General features: G+C 50.4%; 19 protein-coding genes and 1 riboswitch. Of the genes, 17 read left to right on the top strand and 2 right to left on the bottom strand.

From position 1 onward, the window contains the following. The first annotated feature begins 67 nt into the window (after positions 1-67). From argC to argH, 11 genes are all read left to right on the top strand, one after another. The gene (gene argC, locus EDM59_RS01150; protein ID WP_122921955.1) at positions 68-1,111 is read left to right on the top strand and encodes an N-acetyl-gamma-glutamyl-phosphate reductase; all 1,044 of its coding nucleotides are present in this window, start codon (positions 68-70) and stop codon (positions 1,109-1,111) included. Between the two features lie 15 nt (positions 1,112-1,126). Then, a complete protein-coding gene (gene argB, locus EDM59_RS01145) occupies positions 1,127-1,927 on the top strand; it encodes an acetylglutamate kinase (protein WP_122921954.1) in 801 nt (266 codons plus the stop codon). Between the two features lie 13 nt (positions 1,928-1,940). Further along, positions 1,941-3,125 carry an aspartate aminotransferase family protein gene (locus tag EDM59_RS01140; protein ID WP_122921953.1) on the top strand — a complete coding sequence of 395 codons (1,185 nt, stop codon included), beginning with the start codon at positions 1,941-1,943 and terminating at the stop codon, positions 3,123-3,125. A 147-nt stretch (positions 3,126-3,272) separates the two neighbouring features. Beyond that, positions 3,273-4,379, top strand: a complete 1,107-nt coding sequence (locus EDM59_RS01135; RefSeq protein ID WP_122921952.1) for a carbamoyl phosphate synthase small subunit — start codon at positions 3,273-3,275, stop codon at positions 4,377-4,379. Beyond that, positions 4,372-7,614 carry a carbamoyl-phosphate synthase (glutamine-hydrolyzing) large subunit gene (gene carB / locus EDM59_RS01130; RefSeq protein WP_122921951.1) on the top strand — a complete coding sequence of 1,081 codons (3,243 nt, stop codon included), beginning with the start codon at positions 4,372-4,374 and terminating at the stop codon, positions 7,612-7,614. The genes EDM59_RS01135 and carB overlap by 8 nt, the downstream gene beginning before the upstream one ends. Beyond that, positions 7,559-8,530, top strand: a complete 972-nt coding sequence (gene argF, locus EDM59_RS01125; protein ID WP_122921950.1) for an ornithine carbamoyltransferase — start codon at positions 7,559-7,561, stop codon at positions 8,528-8,530. Before carB ends, argF begins: the two co-directional genes overlap by 56 nt. A 92-nt stretch (positions 8,531-8,622) precedes the next feature. Beyond that, a riboswitch (cyclic di-GMP riboswitch) is annotated at positions 8,623-8,706 on the top strand. A gap of 251 nt (positions 8,707-8,957) precedes the next feature. Then, the gene (locus EDM59_RS01120; protein WP_122921949.1) at positions 8,958-9,509 is read left to right on the top strand and encodes a DUF5317 domain-containing protein; all 552 of its coding nucleotides are present in this window, start codon (positions 8,958-8,960) and stop codon (positions 9,507-9,509) included. Beyond that, positions 9,493-10,830 carry an HD-GYP domain-containing protein gene (locus EDM59_RS01115; RefSeq protein ID WP_122921948.1) on the top strand — a complete coding sequence of 446 codons (1,338 nt, stop codon included), beginning with the start codon at positions 9,493-9,495 and terminating at the stop codon, positions 10,828-10,830. Before EDM59_RS01120 ends, EDM59_RS01115 begins: the two co-directional genes overlap by 17 nt. A 118-nt stretch (positions 10,831-10,948) precedes the next feature. Continuing rightward, positions 10,949-11,383, top strand: a complete 435-nt coding sequence (locus EDM59_RS01110) for a DUF4760 domain-containing protein (RefSeq protein WP_122921947.1) — start codon at positions 10,949-10,951, stop codon at positions 11,381-11,383. Between the two features lie 255 nt (positions 11,384-11,638). Beyond that, the gene (locus EDM59_RS01105; RefSeq protein ID WP_122921946.1) at positions 11,639-12,898 is read left to right on the top strand and encodes an argininosuccinate synthase; all 1,260 of its coding nucleotides are present in this window, start codon (positions 11,639-11,641) and stop codon (positions 12,896-12,898) included. Beyond that, entirely contained in the window at positions 12,895-14,352 is a 1,458-nt protein-coding gene (gene argH / locus EDM59_RS01100; RefSeq protein ID WP_122921945.1) for an argininosuccinate lyase, read from the top strand. The genes EDM59_RS01105 and argH overlap by 4 nt, the downstream gene beginning before the upstream one ends. Positions 14,353-14,419: 67 nt before the next feature. Here the strand turns inward: argH and EDM59_RS01095 are convergent, their stop codons facing one another. Continuing rightward, positions 14,420-16,501, bottom strand: coding sequence for a sigma-54 interaction domain-containing protein (locus EDM59_RS01095; protein ID WP_122921944.1), 2,082 nt, complete (start codon positions 16,499-16,501; stop codon positions 14,420-14,422). A 209-nt stretch (positions 16,502-16,710) separates the two neighbouring features. Between EDM59_RS01095 and EDM59_RS01090 the strand changes: the two genes are divergently transcribed. After that, positions 16,711-17,838: a M20 peptidase aminoacylase family protein gene (locus tag EDM59_RS01090; RefSeq protein WP_122922084.1), complete on the top strand. Its 1,128-nt coding sequence runs from the start codon at positions 16,711-16,713 to the stop codon at positions 17,836-17,838. A 31-nt stretch (positions 17,839-17,869) separates the two neighbouring features. Beyond that, positions 17,870-19,285 carry a YfcC family protein gene (locus tag EDM59_RS01085; RefSeq protein ID WP_122921943.1) on the top strand — a complete coding sequence of 472 codons (1,416 nt, stop codon included), beginning with the start codon at positions 17,870-17,872 and terminating at the stop codon, positions 19,283-19,285. 105 nt (positions 19,286-19,390) lie between these two features. Here the strand turns inward: EDM59_RS01085 and EDM59_RS01080 are convergent, their stop codons facing one another. Then, positions 19,391-20,548 carry an iron-containing alcohol dehydrogenase gene (locus EDM59_RS01080; RefSeq protein WP_092275580.1) on the bottom strand — a complete coding sequence of 386 codons (1,158 nt, stop codon included), beginning with the start codon at positions 20,546-20,548 and terminating at the stop codon, positions 19,391-19,393. A 281-nt stretch (positions 20,549-20,829) separates the two neighbouring features. On the opposite strand from EDM59_RS01080, the gene ftsE reads away from it, so the two are divergent. From ftsE to EDM59_RS01060, 4 genes are all read left to right on the top strand, one after another. Next, positions 20,830-21,516: a cell division ATP-binding protein FtsE gene (gene ftsE, locus EDM59_RS01075; RefSeq protein ID WP_055746338.1), complete on the top strand. Its 687-nt coding sequence runs from the start codon at positions 20,830-20,832 to the stop codon at positions 21,514-21,516. Next, complete coding sequence (gene ftsX / locus EDM59_RS01070; protein ID WP_122921942.1) at positions 21,506-22,402, top strand: permease-like cell division protein FtsX; 897 nt, start codon at positions 21,506-21,508, stop codon at positions 22,400-22,402. The genes ftsE and ftsX overlap by 11 nt, the downstream gene beginning before the upstream one ends. Positions 22,403-22,427: 25 nt before the next feature. Next, the gene (locus EDM59_RS01065) at positions 22,428-23,627 is read left to right on the top strand and encodes a murein hydrolase activator EnvC family protein (RefSeq protein ID WP_122921941.1); all 1,200 of its coding nucleotides are present in this window, start codon (positions 22,428-22,430) and stop codon (positions 23,625-23,627) included. A 92-nt stretch (positions 23,628-23,719) separates the two neighbouring features. Further along, on the top strand, positions 23,720-25,192 hold the full coding sequence (locus tag EDM59_RS01060; RefSeq protein ID WP_122921940.1) for a S41 family peptidase: 1,473 nt from the start codon (positions 23,720-23,722) through the stop codon (positions 25,190-25,192). The last annotated feature ends 77 nt before the right edge of the window (positions 25,193-25,269 follow it).

Raw genomic sequence — 25,269 nt, 5'->3', positions numbered from 1 at the left:
TCCATGAATTTTTATTATTATTCATGTATAAAAATACAGAGAATTCAGCGGAGAAGGGGAGAGATCTATGATTCGGGTCGGGATTGTTGGGGCTACCGGTTACGGTGGAGCGGAATTGATTCGCTTACTGGTGGGACACCCACATGTGCAAATCGCCAATTTGTATTCAAGCTCAGCCGAAGGAGAGTCGTTGGAAAAAACGTTCCCGCACGTGAGCGGACTGGGGCTGCCGAAATTGGCGCCAATCGATGCGCAGAGCATGAGCAAGGATAACGATGTCATTTTCCTGGCAACTCCAGCGGGTGTAAGTGCAGATCTTTCCCCGCAATTGATGAAGCTCGGTGGTACAAAGGTCATCGACTTGTCGGGGGATTTCCGACTGGAGTGCGCCGATGCCTATCGGAGCTGGTACAAGAAAGAGCCCGCCCCAGCAGAGTGGGTGGAAAAAGCGGTGTACGGCTTGACGGAGTGGAACTACGAGCAAGTGGCAGGAGCATCGCTCGTCGCCAATCCTGGCTGCTATCCGACTGCTACCTTGCTGGCTTTGATCCCCCTGATGCAAAAAGGATGGGTGAAGCCGGACAGCTGGATCGTCGACGCGAAATCCGGTGTATCGGGAGCGGGACGCGGCTTGTCTATGGGGGTTCACTACAGTGAAATCAATGAGAGCATTCATGCCTATAAGGTGGCGAAGCATCAGCATACACCTGAAATTGAGCAGGAGCTGGCAAAACAATCCGGTATAGCATCACTCGTGCAATTTACTCCCCACTTGGTTCCGATGACCCGCGGGATTCTGGTAACGGCATATGGTCAGCTGGAAACCAAAGTGACACAGGCGCAGGCTCAAGAGCTTTTCGAGGCCACTTATGCGGATAAGCCTTTTGTACGCGTACGTCCGGCAGGAACCCATCCCCATACCAAAGAAGTGCTGGGCTCCAACTACTGCGATATCTCGGTGCATGTAGACGAACGTACGGGTCGCGTCATTGTCCTGTCTGTCATTGACAACATGGTCAAAGGAGCTGCAGGTCAAGCGATCCAAAACATGAACGTTATGTTCCAATTCCCAGAGAAAGCCGGACTGCCGCTCGTGCCGGTATTCCCGTAAAGAGGAGGAAAGAGGATGGAAGGAATTATCGTCATCAAATGTGGCGGCTCGACGATGGAGCAGCTGCCGGATACCTTCTTTCAAGCCATCGCCAAGCTGCAAGGCGAGGGGAAACCAATCGTCATCGTTCACGGGGGCGGACCGGCTATCAACGGGATGCTGGATAAGGTGCAAATCACACCGCAGTTTGTGGATGGATTGCGCGTGACCTGCGAGGATACCTTGCGTGTGGTGGAAATGGTGCTGTGCGGGAGCATTAACAAAGCGCTGGTTCGACGACTGACGCAAGCGGGAGCAAAGGCTTGGGGAGCGAGCGGGATCGATGGTCAGACCTTGATCGCGGAAAAGACGACCAAGCCACTCGGATGGGTAGGCGAGGTCAAGCAAGCGGATACAACCATTCCTCTGGCGATACTCGGTCAAGGCTATGTTCCGGTTATCGCGCCTCTGTCTGTGAGCGCAGACGGCTCCGATGCCTTCAATGTGAATGCAGATATTGCGGCAGGAGCCATCGCAGCTTCATTGTCGGCCGAGAAGCTGGTCATGGTGACAGATGTTCCAGGTATTCTGCGACCGTTATCCGATGGCAGCAAGGAGCTGGTACAGGAAACGAGCGCAGACGAGATCCATCAGATGATCGCAGATGGCGTGATTACTGGAGGAATGATTCCGAAGGTTCAGGCGGCTCTGGATGCTTTGGGTCAAGGCGTCGAACAGGTCGTCATTTGCCGGGGAACGGCTGAGGATATTCTGGCAGTCAGCGCAGGAGAAGCAGTCGGAACCACAGTGCGGATGAACGTGAATCAACCACAATAGGAGGGGATTTTCCATGAGTACGGTTACAGCACCCATGCATCTTATGAATAACTATGCACGATGGCCGATTAGTCTGGTGAAAGGCCAAGGCAATCAGGTCTGGGACGATCAAGGAAAGGAATACCTCGATTTTACTTCCGGTATCGCCGTAACTTCCTTGGGCCATGTTCCACCAAAGGTAACGGCCAAGCTGCATGAACAGCTCGATACGCTGTGGCATTGCTCCAATCTGGTTCATGTTCCCCAGCAAGGCATTCTCGCAGAAAAGCTGAGCCGCCTGTCCGGTCTGGACCAAGCCTTTTTCTGCAACAGCGGTGCCGAGGCAAACGAAGGGCTGATCAAGCTGGCTCGCCGCTACGCACAAAAAGTAAAGGGGACAGGACGCTACGAAATCATTACGTTTGAACAGTCCTTCCACGGCCGTACGCTGGCTACGCTTACAGCGACAGGTCAAGAGAAAGTAAAAGACGGCTTTGCTCCTCTTCCACAAGGGTTTGTCACTGTACCATACAATGACCTGGATGCAGTCAAGGCAGCCATCACGGATCAAACATGCGCGATCATGCTGGAGCTGGTCCAAGGAGAAGGCGGCGTGCACCCAGCAGAAGAAGCGTGGGTCAAAGCCCTTCGCGAGCTGTGCGATACGCACGGACTGCTCCTGCTGGTAGATGAGATTCAGACCGGTATTGGACGCACGGGCACCTGGTTTGCCTTCCAGCAGTATGATGTGAAGCCAGATGCCATTTCACTGGCAAAAGGTCTCGGCAGTGGATTCCCGATCGGTGCAGTAGTAGCGACGAAAGAAGTGGCAGAAGCCTTTGCCCCAGGTACACATGGCACCACCTTTGGGGGCAACCCTCTCGCGACGACAGCAGGAATCGCTACGCTGGATATGATGGAAGAAGAAAACATACTGGGGAAAGTGGCGAAAATCAACAGCATGATTATTCAGGAGCTGGAGCAGCTCAAAGCCCAGTATCCAGATAAAGTGGTAACCGTTCGCGGAAAAGGACTTCTTCTCGGTGTAGAGCTGTCGATCCCTGCAGCCAATGCCGTGAACTACGCCCGGGAGCAAAAGGGAGTGATTCTGCTGATGGCAGGCCCAAATGTGGTTCGTCTGCTGCCATCCTTTATTACGACCGAGGCAGAAATCAAGCAAGCGGTCGCTGCGCTGAGCGAGGGTCTGGCGCAGTCCTAAAACAAATATTGTGTGCATTGGAAAAATGCAACGAGTGAGAAAGGACAAAAAACTCGTTGCATTTTTATAATTACAAATGTATATTAATACAAAGAGTTGCATAAATTTTCGTTAGATGTGCCCTTTGGAGAGGAGTGGCTTTCATAGATGAGCAGAGAGAAAAAAGAAATTGGTGTCGGTTATCTCACGCTTGAGAGCGGGGAAGTATTCACAGGAACGTTGTACGGAGCGCCTATCACAGGATTTGGCGAAGTGGTTTTTCATACAGGAATGACAGGATACCAGGAAGTGATGACTGATCCCTCCTTTGCAGGGCAGATCGTTACATTCACATACCCATTGATCGGAAATTACGGCATTAACGAAAGAGACTACGAAGCCGCACAGCCTGCCCTGACAGGAATGATCGTGAGCGAGCTTTGCCTGGAGCCGAGTCACTACGAATCAACCAAGACGCTGGCAGAAGCAGCAGAGGATTTCGGATTCCCGATCTTGGCTGGAATCGATACACGGACGATCACCAAGCGCGTACGCCAAAACGGTCCCGTATTTGGTGTCATGTCCGACCATCCGCTAGCGGTGGAGGAAGTTGTCGCGATGCGTTACAAGCACGCGAAAAAGTCGCTGGTCGCAAACGTATCCAGCCAGCAGGTCGAGCGTCATCCCGGATCGGGGGAGCACGTCGTACTGGTCGATCTCGGCATGAAGCAATCCATTTTGGATTCCCTGCTGGAGATGGGCTGCCGCGTGACTGTAGTGCCATTTGACACGAATTTTGCTCAGATCAAAGCGCTGCAGCCAGACGGCCTGATGTTCTCCAATGGCCCTGGGGACCCGGAGCATTTGCTCGCGTATTGCAGTGAGTGGCGCAAGGCCGTCGAGCAATACCCAACCTTGGGAATTTGCTTGGGGCATCAGGTCCTGGCGCTCATGTATGGCGGCAAGACCGAGAAGCTCGCTTACGGCCACCGTGGCAGCAATCATCCGGTGAAAGAGCTTATGACCGGAAAAGTCTATCTGACTTCCCAAAATCACGGATACGTGGTCAAAGAAGAAGCGCTGGATAAGCGGTACCTGGCTGTTTCGTATCGCAACGTCAACGATGGCTCAGTCGAAGGACTCCGTCATCTCAGCCTGCCCGTTTTCAGTGTGCAATTCCATCCGGAGGCTCATCCCGGACCTAGCGATACCTCACACATTTTCCACCAATTCTTGCAGTCGATGCGCGTAGTAGGAGCGAAGAATTATGCCTAAATTGTCCCACATCCATAAAGTGCTGGTTATTGGTTCAGGCCCGATCGTCATCGGTCAGGCAGCAGAATTTGACTATGCGGGCGCACAGGCCTGCCTCTCTCTGAAAGAAGCGGGCGTGCAAGTCGTCCTGGTGAATAATAATCCAGCTACGATCATGACAGATGAACAAGTAGCTGACAAAGTATATTTGGAGCCGCTCACGGTGGAATCCGTGACAGCGATCATCGCGAAGGAGCGTCCAGACGGCCTGCTGCCGACCCTGGGCGGTCAAACCGGTCTCAACCTGGCTGTTTCCTTGTCAGAAGCGGGTGTTCTCGAAAAGTACAACGTAGAACTGCTGGGTACACCGCTGGCTGCCATTCAAAACGGGGAAGACCGTGAGCTGTTCAAACAACTGATGCAACAAATCGGCGAGCCGGTACCGGAAAGCGACACTGTTGAATCCGTGGATGCGGCTATTGCTTTTGCAAGTTCCATCGGCTATCCCGTCATCGTGCGTCCTGCCTATACATTGGGCGGAGCAGGCGGAGGGATCGCGGAGGATGAAGCTACTCTGCGCAAAGTAGCGGCTGGCGGTATCGCGGCTAGCCCGATCGGCCAAGTGCTGATCGAGCGCAGCGTAAAAGGCTGGAAAGAAATCGAATACGAGGTCATGCGGGATGCCAATGACACCTGCATCATCGTGTGTAATATGGAAAACCTCGACCCAGTGGGGATTCATACAGGTGATAGTATCGTCGTAGCCCCTTCCCAGACGCTGACGGATCGCCAGTACCAAATGCTGCGCAGCGTTTCGACCAAGGTTATTCGCTCCTTGGGCGTTGTCGGTGGCTGTAACATTCAATTCGCCCTGGATCCAAAATCGGATCGTTATGTGCTGATCGAAGTAAACCCGCGGGTGAGCCGTTCCAGTGCGCTCGCATCCAAAGCGACGGGCTATCCGATCGCTCGTATCGCTGCAAAGCTGGCTTTGGGCTTTGGTCTGGATGAAGTGCTAAATCCGATTACGGGCTACACATACGCAAGCTTCGAGCCAGCGCTGGACTACATCGTCGTAAAAATCCCGCGCTTCCCGTTTGATAAATTCCCACTGGCTGACCGCAAGCTGGGTACGCAGATGAAGGCGACCGGGGAAGTCATGTCGATCGCCCGCAACCTGGAGGCAGGGCTCTTGAAAGCCGTGCGTTCCCTGGAGCAAGGCTGCACGCACCTGTCCCGTCCCGAGATGGCGACCTGGACAAAAGAAGAGCTGTCTTTGTCCCTGCAGGAAGCGACAGACATTCGCCTGTTCGTATTCGCAGAAGCCATTCGCAAGGGCTTCACCGAGCAAGAGCTTCACAGCTTGACCGGGGTTGATCCATTCTTCCTGCGCAGCCTTCGCAAAATCATCGATCTGGAAATCGAGCTGGCTTGCTGCGAGGGCACCGAACTGCCTGAGCAATTGCTCCTGGAAGCGAAGCGCCGCGGATTTGCGGATGAGACGATCGCGTCTTTGACCGGACGCACGCCGGCTGAAATCAAAAATATGCGCGGTCAGGCAGGCATTGCCCCGACCTACAAAATCGTAGATACATGCGCAGCCGAGTTCGATGCGCAAACGCCGTATTATTATTCCGACTGGCAGGGTGTAGATGAAGTGGCTACCTTGGAAGGCCGCAAAGTCATGGTGCTCGGCTCGGGTCCTATCCGGATCGGACAAGGGATTGAGTTTGACTACTGCTCCGTGCACGCAGCCAAATCACTGCAAAAGAACGGGATCGCCGCTGTCGTGGTGAACAACAACCCGGAAACGGTAAGTACGGACTATGAAACAGCGGACCATTTGTACTTTGAACCACTCCATGTGGAGGACGTCCTGCATATTGCAGAGCGCGAGCAGGTAGAAGGCGTCATGGTGCAATTCGGTGGCCAAACGGCAATCAATCTGGCAGCCAAGCTGGAAAATGCGGGGCTGAAAGTGATGGGTACGTCCCTGTCGGCTATCGAACGTGCGGAAGACCGCGAGCTGTTCTATGAAATGCTGCGCAAGCTGGACATCCCGCACATCCCGGGAAAAGGTGTTTCCTCGCTGGAGGACGCGACCGCGATTGCAGAAGAAATCGGCTTCCCTGTCCTGATGCGCCCGTCTTACGTAATCGGCGGTCAAGGGATGGTTGTCGTTCACGACCTCACCGAGCTTGAGGCGACGATCAACGGCTGGCTGAATCATCCTGACAGCAAGACGTTCTTCCCGCTGCTGGTGGACAAATACGTACCAGGCAGCGAAGCAGAAGTGGATGCCGTTTGCGACGGCGAAAGCGTCATTATCCCAGGAATCTTCCAGCATGTTGAAAAGGCCGGAATTCACTCCGGCGATAGCGTGGCTCTGTTCCCGGCTCCTGGCTTGTCAGATGAAATCAAGCAGAAGATCGCGAGCTATACCGAGGCAATCGCGAAAGAAATGGGAGCGGTTGGCTTGATCAACATCCAGTTTGTGATCGATGGAAGCACAGTTTACGTGTTGGAAGTGAATCCGCGTGCCTCCCGTACAGTTCCAATTACGAGCAAGGTAACAGGTATCCCAATGGTTCAACTGGCTGTTCAAGCACAACTGGGTGAGAAATTGGCGGATATGGGATACGGTACAGGACTCTTGCCGGAAATTCCTTTCGCGGTCGTAAAAGCACCCGTGTTCTCAACGGTAAAGCTGAACGGCGTAGACCCGGTCTTGGGTCCAGAAATGAAATCGACAGGCGAAGTGCTCGGCTTGGGTCGCTCCTTTGCGGAAGCGGCTGGCAAGGCATTCGCGTTCAAAGATCATTTTTACGGTGACTGGAAGCAAGGCCATCTGGTGATTGCGTCCTTAAAAGACTCCGACAAGCAGGCAGATGTCAGCAAAACGCTCGCACAGCTGCAAGCAGAGGGGGGCGTGCTGGTAGCGACAGCCGGAACAGCAGCATGGCTGCAAGAGACCGGAGTAGCAGTCAGTCATGTCATCGAAAATGAGGCAAAGCTGAACGAGCTGCTGCAAAAAGACAAAGCAGCCTTTGCCCTGATCACAGCGACGATCGGAAATCGTCATGGCCGTACCGGATTCGCCCTGCGTGGTCGTCTGGTGCAGCACGGTGTACCGCTGTTCTCAGCAGTTGAAACCTTTGATTTGTACGTGAAATCCATTCTTGAGAAAAGAGGTGGCTCGCATGCAGCCAGTGAAGATATTGGAACACTTTCCAAACTTGCCGCTCAGCAAGCATAAAGGAAAGGACCTGCTCAGAATCGACGAGTTCAACGGGGAAGAACTGATGGAGCTGCTGCATCTGGCCGCTCACATCAAGCAACTGCAAAAGCTGGGACAGCCGTTCCAGCCGCTGCAGGGCAAGACCTTGGGCATGATTTTTGACAAAGCGTCTACTCGTACCCGCGTATCCTTTGAAGTAGGGATGTATCAGCTGGGGGGCATGGGTATGTTCCTGAGCGGAAAAGAACTGCAGCTGGGCCGCGGTGAGCCGATCAGCGATACAGCGAAAGTGCTGTCCCGCTATGTAGATGCGATCATGATCCGCACGTTCTCCCACTCCTATGTAGAAGAGCTGGCAGAGCATGCATCCATCCCGATCATCAACGGACTGACCGATCTGTACCACCCTTGCCAAGCCTTGGCTGACATGCTCACGATCTGGGAGCATAAAGGCAAGCTGAAGGGAATCAAGCTGGCGTATGTCGGTGATGGCAACAACGTAGCAAATTCACTGGTTCTGGCAGCGGTCCTCTTGGGGATGGACGTGCGCGTAGCGACTCCGGTCGGCTATGAAATGGACGCCGCAATCGTTCAAAAAGCGACAGAATACGCGAAACAAAGCGGCGGAAACATGACTGTGACGTATGACCCAGCTGAAGCGGTTGCCGGAGCGGATGCGGTGTATACCGACGTTTGGACCAGTATGGGCTTTGAAGCAGAGAATGAAGTCAGATTGAAAGCCTTCGCGAACTACCAAGTCAACGAAAAGCTGGTCGCACAGGCAGATCCGAGCTATTTGTTCCTGCACTGCTTGCCTGCTCACCGCGGGGAAGAAGTGACTGCCGGCGTGATTGACGGAGCTCGCTCCTTCATTTTCGATCAGGCAGAAAATCGCCTCCATGCACAAAAAGCAATTCTTGCCGCGCTAGTGTGAGGAAAGGCTAATTCAAAAGAACTATTTATAGATAAAATCTAGTAAACTATGAATATTTGATTGCCGAAATTTGTCACTTATGTGTAAAATATAGGTATGAAAGTCGCGAAGAAGTACGGACTGTATTTGGTCGCTTGGTCCGTATGGAGCCAGTAGCGAATCCGCCCTTTTTACAAAAGAAAAGGAAAGATGCGCAGGGGCTGTAAATGGTCGCTTGGCCCCTGGGTTATGACCAGTAGCGAAGCCAGCTTTCTCCACTATCTTAAAGGGGGGGAAATATATATGAAAAAATGGGTCGCAGCAATCTTGATGGTGGCAGCTATCGTAGCAGCTACATCTGCAAATTTCAACATTGGCTAATAATTGCATGGAAGAAACACCGCTTTGATGAGTGGTGTTTTTTCTTCAACCCTTGGAGGAAAGCCAAATGCTTTTGGATGTAATCTGTTTATCGTTTATAGTTGCGCTGATTCGGAAGGGAAGAATCAGAGAATTCCCTAAATTTAACAAGATATGGCTTTTAGCTATAAGTATTGGACTCCAAGTTTGTTCCGCGCTTTTTCACACACTAGGAGGCATCTTCATTTCAGCAGCATACGTGTTTATCTTGGCTTTTTTACTGTTTAATCGAAAATATGAAGATATGAGAATTTTTATGGTCGGTTGGTTTTTAAATGCCATTGCAATATGGACAAATGGTGGGAAGATGCCAATTGATTTAGAACAGGCAAAGAAGCTGCCGTATGATCTAGAACCAATTATTAATGGCACAAATTTTAAGCATAATGTACTGACGGAGGCTTCCAATCTTCCGTTTTTAACGGATGTCATCTATATGCCGTCTATTATTCCGCGGGTTATTAGTATTGGGGACATTTTTATTATGTTAGGGGCATTTTTACTTATTCAGCGCTTAATGAATAAACCAATCTCATTATTACAACTCCGAGAAGGAAAAAGTTATGCGACAAAAAGCTGATATTCTAATCTTCATAAAAGGCATTATTGTGCAATTTGGTTTTGCAATATCAGCCATGCTTATATTTGCTTCTTCCTTGTCTGAATGGGAACCGCGTGATCACTGGGGAGTATTATGTACATATACTCTCCTCACCATTTTTTCTACTTTTGCGCCGATTCGATTATCAAATACGATATTAACCTTAAATAACGCTGTGATTTTTTCGGGTATCCTACTCTTTGGCTCTTGGGTCGGTGTATGGTCTGCGGTTATTGAAGCGCTGATTATTGGTTTTTTGATTCGGTTTAACCCATCTAAAGCTTTGGCCAATATTGGTCAGTTAATGATGACTATCTGGGTAGTAGACCAATTGAAAAATTGGCTAGGAAGTTTTGAGGCATTTTCTCCAATCATTACAGATCTTTTTTTAGCGGTCATTTACTGGTTCGTAAACCTCACTCTCTGTGGGCTGGGTATTTCCTATTTTTATAAAAGCAATTGGATTACAACGATAAAAGACATGGCAAGAGGCTTTACTTCTACATATTTACTGCTGATGATATTGGCTGGAGTGGGCGCGCGTTTAGTTGAGTCATACGGCCCGCTTACGCTAATTCCCATGATGGTTGCATTTATTACGATCAGCGTTGTATTCCATCATTACTACGATAGTATTCAAAAGCTTCATCAAAAGGTTGAAGAAGCAAAATCATTTAACCATCGCTTTTTGACTACAATGGCTGCCTCTATTGATGCAAGGGATCGTTACACAAGCGGACATTCACAAAGGGTCGCCCACTGGGGCAGAGAAATCGCCAGGAAAATAGGGATGTCATCCGAGAAGGTCGAAGAAATATACGTAGGCGGCATTTTGCATGATATCGGGAAAATAGGTATTGAAGATGAAATTCTGAATAAAAAGGGCAGATTGACGCCTGAGGAATACGACAGAATCAAACAGCATACCGTCATCGGGTACGAGATCATTTTGCAGGCGGGAATGTTCAAGGAGTTGCTTCCGGCGATTCGTTCTCATCATGAACGAATTGATGGTAAGGGCTATCCGGATGGGCTCGCCGGTGATGAGATTCCGTTGATGGCGAAAATATTGGCGATTTCTGATGCGTTTGACGCGATGGTTGCTGATCGACCGTATCGAAAAGGCCTGCCTGTTGAGGAAGCGCTAAATGAAATCAGACGTGGATCGGGCACTCAGTTTGATGAGATACTGGCAGCTCATTTCATCGAGATTGTAGAAAGACTGCCACGGGAAGAATTGGAAAGCATTATCAGCCAAGAAACCCAAAGCCAAAAACAGTTACAGGAGGCGATCCATTAACGATGCCTTTTCTGTAGCTGTTTTTGTTTTTGGGAAGCACATGCGTTGTTCGCTTGCATCAAGAATCAATAGCAGACATACTGGTAGAGAATGGAAATGTCGATGAGGTGATGGAGAGATGATTCCTACCTATCAAGACGCAGAAATGATGGTAAAGCTTTACGAGCAGTACGAATCAGAGCGGCTCAGGAAAGCAAGAGCTTGGTTTACAGCCGTTCTAGGGCAAAAGGAAGAAATCGCACCCGAAGTATTTTGGGAGAAGTATCCACGAACGGGTGAAGAATTCTCGCAGTTTACGACGCTCTACGGTTTTTTTGAAATGGTTGGTGTTTTGCATAAAAACGGTCTTATACATCCAGATCTCTTGTTTGATATGTGGTATATCAATGGATTTTACAGTCGGATGTATCCGATCATCGCCTCCTGGAGAGAGGAGGGGGACATCCATATCGCAGAGAATTTCGAGCGCCTGGCGTTAGCTGAGCTGGAGTGGATTCGCAAGCATAAGGGTGCAGAGTTTGTCCCTCAGGTATCGTATACAAAGCATGAATAATAGAGCATAAAACAGCCGGACGAGTGATCCTGTACGGGGAGGATTCTATTTTTCCATCCCGTACACAAGAAGCTATGGCTACACCAAAACCTTGGTGCAGCTTAGCTTTCTCACAGGTCCGGCTGCTTTGTTTCTGTCTTCCTAAAATTGCACGGGGAAAAAGTAGAGGACAAATAAGAAAAGTGGTTGTATTTTTATTAGTTCGTTTGTATAATTACTCACATGAATAAATCTTCGGAACAGGGAGAGAGAACGATGGCAAAAGATAAAATTGTGTTGGCCTACTCGGGCGGCTTAGATACATCCGTAGCAATTAAATGGCTCCAAGAAACATACAACTTTGATGTAATTGCGGTGGCACTGGATGTAGGGGAAGGCAAAGACCTGGATTTCGTACAGAAAAAAGCGCTGCAAGTCGGTGCGCTGAAATCCATCGTCGTTGATGCGAAGGAAGCATTTGCAGAAGAGTTCGTATTGCCTGCATTGAAAGCAAACGCGATGTATGAAGGAAAATATCCGCTGGTATCTGCGCTGTCCCGTTACCTGATTTCGCGCGTACTGGTAGAGATCGCAGAAAAAGAAGGCGCTGTAGCGGTTGCTCACGGCTGCACAGGGAAAGGAAACGACCAAGTACGTTTTGACGTCTCCTTCACAGCGTTGAACCCAGATATCAAAATCGTAGCTCCAGTGCGTGAGTGGGGCTGGACTCGTGACGAAGAGATCGAGTATGCGAAAAAGAACAATATTCCAATCCCGATCGATCTGGACAATCCGTACAGCATCGACCAAAACCTGTGGGGCAGAAGCTGCGAGTGCGGCGTACTGGAAGATCCTTGGGCTGCTCCACCAGAAGGTGCGTATGATCTGACAAAATCCATTGCAGATGCACCAGAGGAAGCAGAAGAAATCGAAATCACTTTCGTACAAGGGAAGCCAACTGCACTGAACGGTGAAGAGCTGCCATTGTCCGAGCTGATTCTGAAGCTGAACAAAATCGCTGGTAACCACGGTGTGGGCCGTATCGACCACGTAGAAAACCGCTTGGTCGGTATCAAATCCCGTGAAGTATATGAAACACCTGCTGCAACTACATTGATCCTTGCTCACCGTGAGCTCGAGTTCCTGACCCAGCCTCGCGAGGTAGCATCGTTCAAACCTATCGTGGAGCAAAAGCTGGCACAGGTGATCTATGAAGGTCTCTGGTACTCGCCGATCCGCAATGCAGTTCAAGCATTCATTGAAGAAACTCAAAAACACGTAACAGGTATCGTACGTGTGAAACTGCACAAAGGTCATGCGATCGTAGTGGGCCGCAAATCCGCTTCCTCGCTGTACAGCCACGAGCTGGCTACCTACAATGCAGGCGACCAATTCGACCACAAAGCAGCGCTCGGCTTCATCAAGCTGTGGGGTCTGCCAACCAAGGTATACGCACAAGTAAACGAAGGTGTCTTGCATGAGAACATGAATACAGACATCAAGATTTTGGACGAAAAGGATGCGATCAAGCAATGAAACTCTGGGGAGGACGCTTCACGAAGCCGACGAATCAGCTCGTAGAAGAGTATACTGCTTCTATCTCTTTCGACCAGAAGATGTGGCGTCAGGACATCGTCGGTAGCCTAGCACATGTCGCTATGCTGGGTAAGTGCGGTATCCTGCCGATGGAGGAAGTACGACAAATCATTGCTGGTCTGAAAAAAGTAAAAGAAAAGATTGAGCATGGGCAAATGGAGTTTCTCGTTGCTCATGAAGATGTTCATATGAATATCGAAAAGATGCTGATTGAAGAAATCGGTCCGGTGGGGGGAAAACTCCACACCGGCCGCAGCCGCAACGACCAGGTTGCACTCGATATGCACCTGTTCCTCCGAGAAAAGCTGATGGAGATTATCCAGCTGGCTATGTATCTGCAGGAAGCGATGATCGAGCAGGCGAACCAGCATCTGGACACTGTAATGCCAGGCTATACTCATCTTCAGCGTGCGCAGCCGGTTCTCTTCGGCTACCATCTGATGGCGTACGTATCCATGCTGCAACGTGATATCGAGCGGATGACGGAGACCTGGAAGCGGGTAAATGTGCTGCCACTCGGCGCAGGTGCATTGGCTGGGACGACATTCCCGATCGACCGTGCCTTTGTGGCAGAGCTGCTGCAATTTGATGGCATCTATCAAAATAGCATGGATGCAGTCAGCGACCGCGATTTCATCGTCGAGTTTTTGGCAGATGCTTCTCTCTTGATGGCGCATCTCTCGCGTTTGTGCGAAGAGCTCGTGATCTGGAGCAGCCAGGAGTTTTCCTTTGTAGAGCTGGACGATGCCTTCTGCACAGGCTCCAGCATCATGCCGCAAAAGAAAAACCCGGATGTTGCGGAGCTGGTACGCGGAAAAACAGGTCGCGTGTACGGCAATCTCGTTGGTCTGTTGACCGTTCTCAAAGGCTTGCCGATGGCGTACAACAAAGATATGCAGGAAGACAAGGAAGGCATGTTTGATACCGTTTCGACAATCCACGGTGCCCTCGCTCTCCTGACGCCTATGATTCAAACCATGCAGGTAAGAACCGAGCGTATGCGTCAGGCAGTGACCAATGACTTCTCGAACGCCACAGACTTGGCAGACTACCTCGTACGCAAGGATATGCCTTTCCGTCAAGCGCATGAAGTTGTAGGCAGGGCAGTTCTGTATTGCATCGAGCAGCAAAAGTATTTGCTGGATCTGTCAGTGGAAGAGTTCCAAAGCTTTTCTGAAGTGATCGGCGAAGACGTATACGAAGCGCTTGCGGTTGAGACGGTTGTCAATGCGCGCAATGTCATGGGTGGTACGGCTCGTAATCAAGTAGAACAACAGATCGAATGGTATCGCGGCAAGCTGGTTGATACCCATGCATGGGTGGACACGAACAGCCAAAAGGTCATGATCGAGGCGTTGATTGACATCGGTGCACCGGTGCAGCGCGCTTTGTAAAAGAAAAAAGCGGATGGGCGACGAGCCTATCCGCTTTTTCATGTGCCGAAAGGGAGTATCTACAGTCTTACACACGTGCTTTCCATTTCTCCAGTAAGGTGAATCCATAGGCGGAAAGCCTTGTGCCCTGCTTTTTATTTCCTACCTCTATGCATCCTGTGCGGCTTAGATAGTGGAGCCTTTGGCGGATTTGAGCGTCGGTCATGGGAACTGGCAACAAGGCGTTTAATGTCTGGCGACCGATTCTCTCCTGGCGCTTGCTACAGGAAGCAAGGATCTGCAAGATCGACATGTATTCGTGCAACGCCCCGTGTCGGGACAAAAAATCAATCGTCTCCTCTAAGTCTTCTGGCTCCGAGGGCATTGTCGCAGAGGAAGCAGCAAGAAGAATTTGCTCGGGTAAGTGACACAGCTCCACGCGATTTCCCTCTGCGATCACGACGGCATAATGAATAAAGTTTTCCAGCTCCCGGATATTCCCTGGCCAGCTGTATTTCAGGAGGAGCTCCTCTACATCGGGTGAAAACGTGAGGACCTTGTTCTTTTTTTGCAGGAAGTAGTTGATCAACACCATGATATCCTCGCCTCTATCCCGCAAGGCCGGTATTTTCAGTGGCAAGACATTCAGACGATAGTACAAATCCTCGCGAAAGGTACCTCGTTGGATCATCTCAACCAGATTTCGATTGGTTGCCGCGATCACGCGTACATTTATCGGAATGACACGGTGTCCGCCGACTCTCATGACTTGGCGCTCCTGGAGGACACGAAGCAGGGAAGCCTGGATGCTGAGTGGAGCATCCCCAATCTCATCAAGAAAAATAGTTCCATTGTGAGCGAGTTCAAACAGCCCCATCTTTCCGCCTTTTCGCGCCCCTGTGAAAGAGCCTTCCTCGTACCCGAACAATTCACTCTCCACCAAGCTTTCTGTGAGTCCTGCGAAATTGACGGGAACAAAAGGACCGTCCCTGCGAATGGAGTGCTGGTGTATGGCTTGGGCAAACACTTCCTTCCCGGTGCCGTTTTCACCTGTGATGAGAATGGTAAAATCACTTTCGGCAAGCTTCATCGCGACTAGTCTGTTTGCCTGCGTCGATGGACTGCACCCGATGATGTGATCGAAGGAGTATTTGGTCATAAGTCCTAATTGTGTACTCTTTTTCCGAATCTCCTGTTCGAGCTGCTGCACCTTGGTTACGTCCTGGAAGCTAATGACGAGCCCTAAAACGTGCCCATCCAGCATCATGGGGACTTGCGAGACCAGCAGATACAGATTGCGAAAGGGAGTCAGCTGATTCACTGCCTCCACATGAGACTCCAACACCATATGCACTTGAAATTCGGGAAGGACGTCCTGAACACGTTTGCCGATACTCTCATGGGTAGACAGCTTCAAAATCTTTTCGGCTTCTGCATTCATCACGGTGATGTTCCCTGAGGCATCTGTCGCGATAATTCCTTCGTGAACGGCATCCAAGACGGATTCGAGCTTTTCATTTAGCTGTCGTTCGTTCCGCACAGAATTCGTGAGCTTCCGGCCCAAGCGTACAAAATCACTGATAAACTCAGCGGTGTAGAGGTTTGCCTTTTCCGGAGATAAATCGAGCAATCGTGCAATGTCAAAGATCGTTGTCAAATCAAGCGGGCGATGTCCCAGCTCGATGATCCTGTCAAAATGCGCCGGAATGAGCTCAGGCAAGCCGTGGCAAACCGCATAGTCTACTTCTTCCTTTTTCGGAAGAGGAGTACTCGTGCCGGGAACATAGGGAATGAAGGAGAGATGGGCAAAGCCGAGGTGTCGGAGCAGCTCGATCGCTCCCTCGACCATCTCGAGCGTATTGGATACGAAGAGACAGCGGGTTCCAGGCTTTAGGTCCATCAATCGGTCGAGATTGTTCAGATCAATGGTACGCCTCGCGACCAGGATGGGAACGTGCGCTGGCGGCTTCGGTTGGTCATCTAAAAGCTTGATATCCGATAAAAGGATGAGGTCTGCCTGATTCATTTGTTCTTGCGTGATCGGCTGGAGACCAAAATGAGCCTCCATCTGGATCCGATCGCCGAAGAACAGCTTCAGGCTATTCACAAAAAGATGGGAGATCGTCTCTAAGTTGTTGATTAATAAAACAAGTGGTTTCTCATTTGTCATGAACAGAACTCCTTTGTATGCGACAGCAGCCAATTTGGTGCGGTTTTAGGAACGTTTTAAAATAAAAACAACCTAAATTATAACCTAAAAATCCAAATGATTGTTTGTGAATACTGAAAATAATAAATTCTCTTTATTGGCATCAATCTTGCTAAAAGTAAGTCTTATACAACTGGAGGGGGATGACAGAACAGGTGAAGGATCTACACATGCCATTGAGGTTCCTGGACGGACAACGGGACAACATTCTGCAGACTTACCAAGAGCTGCACGCTTTGGCGGAGCCGAGCTGGCAAGAGGAAAAGACAGCGGCGTATCTGCGCAACAAGCTGCTCGATGCAGGGATACAGGTGAAAAGATTTGACGGGCATCATGGTTTTATCGCTGAAATCGCTGGAGAAACGAATGAAGTGGTGGCGCTCCGGGCGGACATGGATGCTCTCGTTCAAGAAGTGGATGGCGTGGTGAGGCCGAATCACTCTTGTGGCCACGATGCGCATTCAACGATGGTTTGCTATAGCGCACTAGCGATTGCGGAGTGTGGAGAAAAGCCGCTCAAGACGATTCGGTTTTTGTTTCAGCCTGCGGAAGAAAAGCTCGGTGGCGCTCTGCAGCTGATGAAGGACGGCGCTTTGCAGAATGTCACGAAGCTCATGGGAGTCCATTTGCGGCCGGAAAACGAAGTTCCTTACGGGATGGCAGCACCTGCGATTTTGCACGGTTCGTCTACCTCCTTGACCGGAACGATTACTGGTGTCCAGGCTCATGGAGCGCGTCCGGCATTCGGTCGCAACGTGATTGAGGCAGCCTCTTTCTTGGTTCAGGCGCTGCAAAACATTCGCTTGGAAACAAGCTGTCCGTTTTCTGTGAAAATGACACAGCTGCAAGCAGGCGGAGAAACGTCGAATGTTATCCCTGACCATGGGACGTTCACGTTGGACGTGCGGGCTCAGACCAATCAGGGGATGGACGAGCTGCGGAATAAAATCGAGCACGCGATAAAGCAAACAGCCGAGTTAATGGGTGTTGGAATCGAATGGAACTGGAGAGGAATCGCTCCTGCAGCGACTGCAAACGCGGAGATGATCGCCATTGCCCAAAAAGCCATTGCGCATGTCATCGGTAGCGATAACGTCGCTGAGGTATGTGTCACTCCGGGGGGAGAAGACTTTCACTTCTATTCCCTGCATCAGCCTGAGGTAGGCTCTACGATGATCGGACTCGGTTGTGGCCTGAAACCCGTGCTGCACCATCCCAAAATGACCTTTCGTCCAGACGCACTGGTCTATGGTGCGAAAATCCTGACAGCCGCTATAGTAGAAGCAGCCCATTCATAGAGATGATTTTATAAAAGCAGGGGGAACGTTCATGGAAGGCAGCAAGAATTTGTTGAAGAAGAGCTTTGCTCGCTTGGATGCTTACGTCTTATTATTTTGTATTCTCGTGGTGTGTGCCATTGCTACCTATGTAGTACCGACTGGCGAATTCGATCGTGTAAAAAACGGCAGCGTGACTGTCGTTGTACCGGGAAGCTATCATGCGGTGGAGCCCAACCCGACCGGATTTATTGACTTTTTCACTGCAATTCAGACAGGGATGGTAAAGGGCGCGCCGATCATCTTCTTGGTGCTCTTTACAGGCGGTGCCTTGTCTGTTTTGGACAAGACCGGGGCGCTGAATGCAGCCATTTTGACCTTGGTACGAAAGCTGGGGAATAAGGAGTGGCTCCTGATCATTTTGGTCACTGCCGTGTTTTCCGTATTGGGAACGCTGGGGGTTATCGTCAACTCGGTTATTGCGTTTGTCCCGCTTGGCATCATGATTGCCAGAGCGATGAAAATGGATGCCATCTTTGGTGTCGCGTTGATCTATATCGGGGTTTACTCAGGCTTCAATACGTCCATCGCCTTTCCAGGGACGCTAGGTTTGTCCCAGCAGATCGCCGAGCTTCCGCTGTTCTCCGGGATCGGCTATCGAACGATCATCTATCTTTCCTTTGTACTCGTGACCATTTTGTACATTATCCGTTATGCTCGTAAGCTGCGGAAGGATCCTTCCAAAGGCATTCTGGGCATCACTCCTTTCCCGTCCGATAGCGGTTCAGCTGCGGGAGATCTGGATAGCAACATTCTCTTTACCCTGCGACACAAGCTGACGCTGGCTTTCACCGGGACTGTGTTAATTGCCTTTATTGCATGTACCATTCTGTTCAAATGGGACGTCAACGAAATGGCTGGAATCTTTATCTTTATTGCGATTGGTGTAGGCTTGATCAACAAAATGAGCGGAAATGACATCGCCAAAACCTTTTTGAAAGGATGTCAAAGCCTCGTTTATGGTGCACTGATCGTGGGGATGGCTCGCTCGATCACGGTTATTTTGGAGGACGGAAAGTTCCTGGATACCATCGTGTATGGACTTGCTACCCTCTTGGAGTCGCTATCGCCGATGGCAGGAGCGGTAGGGATGTTCCTGGGAAGCGCTGCCTTGCACTTCCTGATCTCGTCCGGCTCAGGGGAAGCTGTCATGCTGATGCCGCTCCTCGCGCCGCTGTCCGACCTCATGAACATCACACGTCAGGTCGCTGTAGAAGCGCTGATGCTGGGAGAAGGCGTGGTCAATTGTATCAATCCGACGTCAGGGGTGCTGATGAGTATTCTCGCCATCAGCGGTATCTCCTATGGCAAATGGCTGAAGTTTATGCTCCCGTTGACAGCGATATGGACGGTTTTGTCGATTATTTTCGTCATGATCGGTGTTGCGATCAACTGGGGACCCTATTAAAAAACAACAAGAAAGCCGAACTCCTCATGGGGGTTCGGCTTTTTTCGCATGTATCGATTCATCGTGATTGGGTCACGAAAGAGGTTTTCTGCATGCTGGGTTTCTTTAAAGCGACATGCGCAGGATTTCCGCTACATCTTCGCTGGTCAGCTTCTTGAAGCTTCCGATTGGACCAAATGGCGTTGCTTTTTCCGCCATCACTTGCAGCTTGTCATCGCCGATTTGGTAGTCAGCGAGGCGAGTAGGAGCGCCGATACGTGCGAAGAAGGCTTCTACCGCAGCAATACCTTCGAGAGCGACTTCCTCATCTGATTTTCCGGTTGGATCGACATTCCATACTTCTACGGCAAAGCGAGTGAAGCGGGCCACATTTTCACGATAAACGTAGCGCATCCAGTTCGGGAAGATGATCGCCAGTCCGCCGCCATGCGGGATGTCGTAAATAGCACTGACAGCATGCTCGATAGAATGAGTCGCCCAATCCGTCTCAACACCAACAGGCAGCGTTCCGTTCAGGGCCATCGTCCCGCAATAGAGGATGTTGGCACGCGCATCGTAGTCCTCTGGGTTTTCCAGCACGCGCTCTGCATTTTCAATAACGGTTTTCAGGATCGATTCGGCAAAGCGTGTCTGCAAAGGAATTTCCGGTGTATGACTAAAGTATTGTTCAAATACATGTGACATGATATCGCTGATTCCGTAAATCGTCTGATCGCGGGGAACCGTGAATGTATTTTCAGGATCAAGAATGGAAAACGTCGGGAAGGTAGTCGTGCCTCCGTGCTTTTCTTGCGTCTCCCAGTTGGTCACCACGCTGCCGCGGTTCATTTCAGAGCCGGTAGCTGCGAGAGTCAGTACCGTTCCCAGCGGCAAAGCTGCTTGTGGCTGTGCGACTCGCGAATAGAAGTCCCACACATCGCCTTCATAGGGAACACCCACTGCTACGGCTTTGGCTGCGTCAATAACGCTTCCGCCGCCTACCGCGAGAATCCAGTCGACGCCTTCTTGACGGCAAATCTCGATCCCTTTCTTTACCGTGCTCAGGCGAGGATTTGGTTCTACACCAGGCAGTTCAAGCACGCGACAACCTGCATCCTGCAACAGGGAAACGGTTTTGTCATACAAACCGGAGCGCTTGATGCTTCCGCCACCGTAAACAATCAGGACAGTGGACCCAAGCTGTTTGGCCTTTTCTTGCAAGAGGGAAAGCTGGCCCTTCCCGAAAATAAGCTCTGTTGGATTGTGATAAACAAAGTTGTTCATCGTGCATGGCTCCTTTCGAAATCAAACTTCTTTTATTGTATCCCACGCAACAGAAAGCAGGCTAGGCTGCGATGTGCGAATTAAAACGGTTTCGACAAGAAATGAGAGATTTAGTGGATACCATACGCGAAACAGGGTGGTATAATAGGTACGATGGAAATTTCCGCTGTTTTTGTCGATACGCAGGATAGAGCGGCAGTGGATGGCAGAAGGTTTGGGTTTTCGTCGAAATTTAAAAGATCAAGAGATAGATGGATCTGACATTGTAGGATGTGATGGGCATGATCGAGATGTTTGACGTATGGAAAACGTACCCTAACGGCACAAGTGCGCTCAAGGGTGTAAACATTCGCATTGAAAAAGGTGAATTCGTGTATGTCGTGGGTCCCAGTGGTGCCGGGAAATCCACGTTTATCAAATTGATGTACCGCGAAGAAAAGCCTTCAAAGGGCCAGATTTTTCTGGGCGGCTTCAACGTAAGCCGGATCAAGGAAAGACAAATTCCATTGGTACGCCGCAGCATTGGCGTCGTATTTCAAGATTTCAAACTGTTGCCGACACTCACGGTATTTGAAAATGTGGCATTTGCCATGGAGGTTATCGAGAGCAATCCGAAGCAGATCAAGCCCCGCGTGATGGATGTACTGGGCTTGGTGAAGCTGAAGCACAAAGCGAAAATGCTTCCAAACGAGCTCTCCGGTGGGGAGCAGCAGCGCGTCGCCCTGGCACGTGCGCTGGTCAACAGCCCTGGGATTATCATTGCCGATGAGCCGACCGGAAACCTGGACCCGGAGACGTCGTGGGAGATCATGAAGCTGTTTGAAGAAATCAACCAGCGCGGCACGACGGTCGTCATGGCAACGCATAACCGGGAAATTGTAAACACCATGAGAAAGCGCGTTATCGCGATTGAAGCGGGACAAATTGCCCGTGACGAGCAGAGAGGGGAATACGGTTATGAAGATTAGAACGCTGGGGCGCCACGTCCGTGAAGGGGTAAAAAACCTCGGTCGGAACGGCTGGATGTCGTTCGCTTCAATCAGTGCCGTTACCATTACTCTTTTCATTCTGGGAGTTTTCCTCGTCCTAGCGATGAACGTCAACTACTTTGCTCAATCGGTGGAAAAACAGGTGGAAATCCGTGTATTCCTCGATGTTTTGGCAACGAAGGATAACGTCACACAGGTCGAGCAGAACATCAAGACGATCGACAAGGTGGAGTCGGTCACGTTTATCCCGAAAGATGAAGGATTGAAGCAATTTAAAGAAAGCCTCGGGGAAAAGGCTTATTTGTTTGAAGGACTGGAAAAGGACAATCCTTTGCCGGATACCTTTGTCGTAAAAACCAAGGATCCAAAGGACACATCCGTAGTTGCTGCACAGATCAAAAAGCTGCAGTACGTGAAAAACCTCAATTATGGGGAAGGAACGGTTGAAAAGCTGTTCGCCTGGACGGGAGCAGTCCGCAATGTAGGGATTGCCTTTATCATCGGACTTGGCTTTACCGCCATGTTCCTGATCGCCAATACGATCAAGCTGACGATTGTCGCTCGTCGCCGTGAGATTGAGATCATGAAGCTGGTCGGGGCTACGAACTGGTTTATTCGCTGGCCGTTCTTTGTAGAAGGGCTCCTGATGGGAGTTCTGGGTGCTTTGATTCCTACGGCCATGCTGACAGTTGGCTACTACTATTTGCTGGATGCGATTCAGTCAAGCTTTGAAGCTGCCCAACTGTTCAAACTGTTGCCACTGTTCCCGCTCGTTTATGAAGTGGCACTTGCTCTGATTGCGATTGGTGCATTTATTGGCATCTGGGGCAGCTTGGTGTCGGTTCGCCGATTCTTGCGGGTTTAATTCAGGAGAATGTGGGAGGAGTATCATGAGGAAGAAGATTATATTGGCACTCTTGATAACCGGTCTGGTAGCCGGATCTGCAATCCCGACAAATGTGACCTGGGCAGCGAGCAAGGCATCTTTGGATAAAATCAATCGGGAGCTCAAAGAGATTCAAGCCAAGAAAAAGAGTCAGCAGCAGCAGGTGAAGCAGGTAGAGGCGAAGATTAACGCCGTGCAAAAAGAACAAAAAGACCTGCAAACCGAGCTGATGCAGATCGATTTGCGTCGAAACGAGACGCAGAAAAAGCTGGACAAGCTCGAAACGCAAATGGATGAAACAAAGGAAAAGGCAGCGGAGGCGCAGGACAAGCTCGATGAAGCAAAGGATCGCGTCGCCAAGCGGGAAACCCTTTTGAAAACACGTGTGAAGTCCATGTATGAACGCGGAAATGTATCCTATCTCGACGTACTGCTCGGTTCTTCTGATTTCGGGGATTTTCTCACTCGAATGGAAGGCCTGCAAATGATTCTGGAGCAGGACACACGCATTCTGGAAGACAACATACGTGATAAACAGACGATTGAAACGAAAAAGCAAGAAATTGACCATCAGCTGACAGTGTATGTAGACATGTTTGATCAGGCGGAAAGCCTCAAAGCCGAATTGGACAAGCAGTACAAGCAAAGTCTCGTGGTCAAAGCGGAATTGAAGAAAAAAGAAGATGCGCTGGAAGAAGATCTGGAGCAATACGGACAGCAGCTGCTCACCTTGACCAAGCAGGAATCGGCCAAATACGCAGAACGTGTCCGTGCAATGAGTACAAGCTCCAGTGGGTATAAAGGCGGAAAGCTCGGTCTGCCAGTAGCGGACGGCAGCTTCCGCTTCAGCTCCGGCTTCGGGATGCGTACCGACCCGTTTACAGGGCGCTCAGCTGGGCATAATGGTGTTGATATGGCAGCGCCAAAAGGTACCACGATTATGGCTGCAGCAGCAGGGGTAGTAATCTTTGCAGGCTATTCCAATGGCTTCGGTAATACGGTCATGATCAAGCACAACTCAGAAATTACCACTCTCTATGGACATATTAGGGAGGGCGGAATTAAGGTTTCTGTGGGACAATCAGTAGAGAGAGGGCAAAAGATTGCTGAGGTCGGTTCTACTGGTCGTTCAACTGGTAACCACGTACACTTTACGGTCTACAAGAACGACGTTGCTGTCAATCCGATGCCGTATCTCAAGTAAGAGAAGATCCGGTCTCGCAAATATCGCTAGCGGAAATAGCATACACTAGCAGCATATCTTTTTGCCGGTAGCACAAAGGATGGTGACGCGAAGTGAAATGGAAGGGACGTACCGTATTTGCGCTTGTACTCGTCTCGATGGTGGCCAGCAGCTTTTTGACCATGTCGATGATGAAAACATCGGCAAATGCCAACGCGAGTCAAAGTGGGTCGCTCACAGCATCAAGCAGCACCCTATTACCTAGCAGTACAGAGTATCCGCAGGAGTTTAAAAAGCTGTACGAGGCGTACTCTGCGATCAAGAAGGACTACATCCAGAATGTTACCACGGACCAGCTGGTAGAGGGTGCGATCGGCGGCATGGTGGGCTCTCTGGAAGATCCGTACAGTGACTACATGGATCCACAATCCGCAGAAGAGTTTACATCGACTCTGCATTCGACGTTCCAAGGGATTGGGACAGAAGTGACGCTGCAAAACGGCAGAGTAACGGTGGTATCTCCGTTCAAGGACTCGCCAGCGGAGCGTGCCGGGCTGCGCCCCAACGACCAGATCATCAGTGTAAACGGTGAATCGTTGGAAGGACTGGACTTGCATGAGGCTGTGACCAAAATTCGTGGACCTAAAGGGACGAAAGCTGTCCTGAAAGTCGTGCGTGCAGGCGTGGCAGAACCGCTGAACATTGTCTGCGTACGGGATGATATTCCGATCGAAACGGTCAACAGTCAAATCATTAACAAGAACGGTGTAAAAGTCGGTGTGATCGCCATCACCCAATTCTCTACAGATACTGCGAAGCATTTCAAAGAGCAATTGGCGAGCCTGGAGAAACAGGGCATCGGTGGTTTGGTCATCGACGTGCGCGGCAACCCGGGTGGTTACTTGCTCGCGGTGAAAGAAATCGGAGAAGTGCTCGTTCCGAAAAAGGGCTTGATCGTCCAAATCGAATACGGAGCACACGGCCAACAAAAAGAAGAGTATCGCTCGACGACAGATGCAGCGAAGCCATATCCGATCTCGCTTCTGATCAACGGCGGCAGCGCCAGCGCTTCTGAGATTTTGGCAGGTGCTCTGCGGGATAGCGGCAACTACAAGCTGGTCGGTGAGAAGAGCTTCGGGAAAGGTACTGTCCAAAGCACCATGGAAATGACGGACAAGAGCCAGCTGAAGCTCACGATCGCGAAGTGGCTGACACCGAAGGGCGATTGGATTCACAAAAAAGGAATCGAGCCTGACTTCAAGGTCACGCAGCCTGCTTACTTCAACGCCACTCAGCTTCCAGCAGACAAGGAGCTGGCTCGCGACATGGCAGGAAACGATGTGAAAAACCTGCAGCTGATTCTCACAGGATTGAATTTGTCCCCGGGTCGGGATGATGGATACTTCGACGAGAAAACAGAGCAGGCGGTCAAGCAGTTCCAGACCGCGCACAAGCTGCCGGCGACCGGAAAAGTGGATGCAGCAACTCGCACACAGCTGGAAGACAGCTTGCGTGAGACTATGCGCAAACCAGAAAACGATTTGCAGCTGCAAAAAGCGCTGGAGGTCGTCAGTCAGCCAAAATAATCCAACCCTTTGAGGCAGGGAATTCCCTGACATCCGTAGAAATGGTTAACCACGGTAAATCACATGCCGTGGTTTTT

This window comes from Brevibacillus nitrificans, from assembly GCF_003710965.1.
GTDB classification, from domain to species: Bacteria; Bacillota; Bacilli; order Brevibacillales; family Brevibacillaceae; genus Brevibacillus; species Brevibacillus centrosporus.
This window is presented reverse-complemented; position numbering and strand designations above follow the sequence as displayed.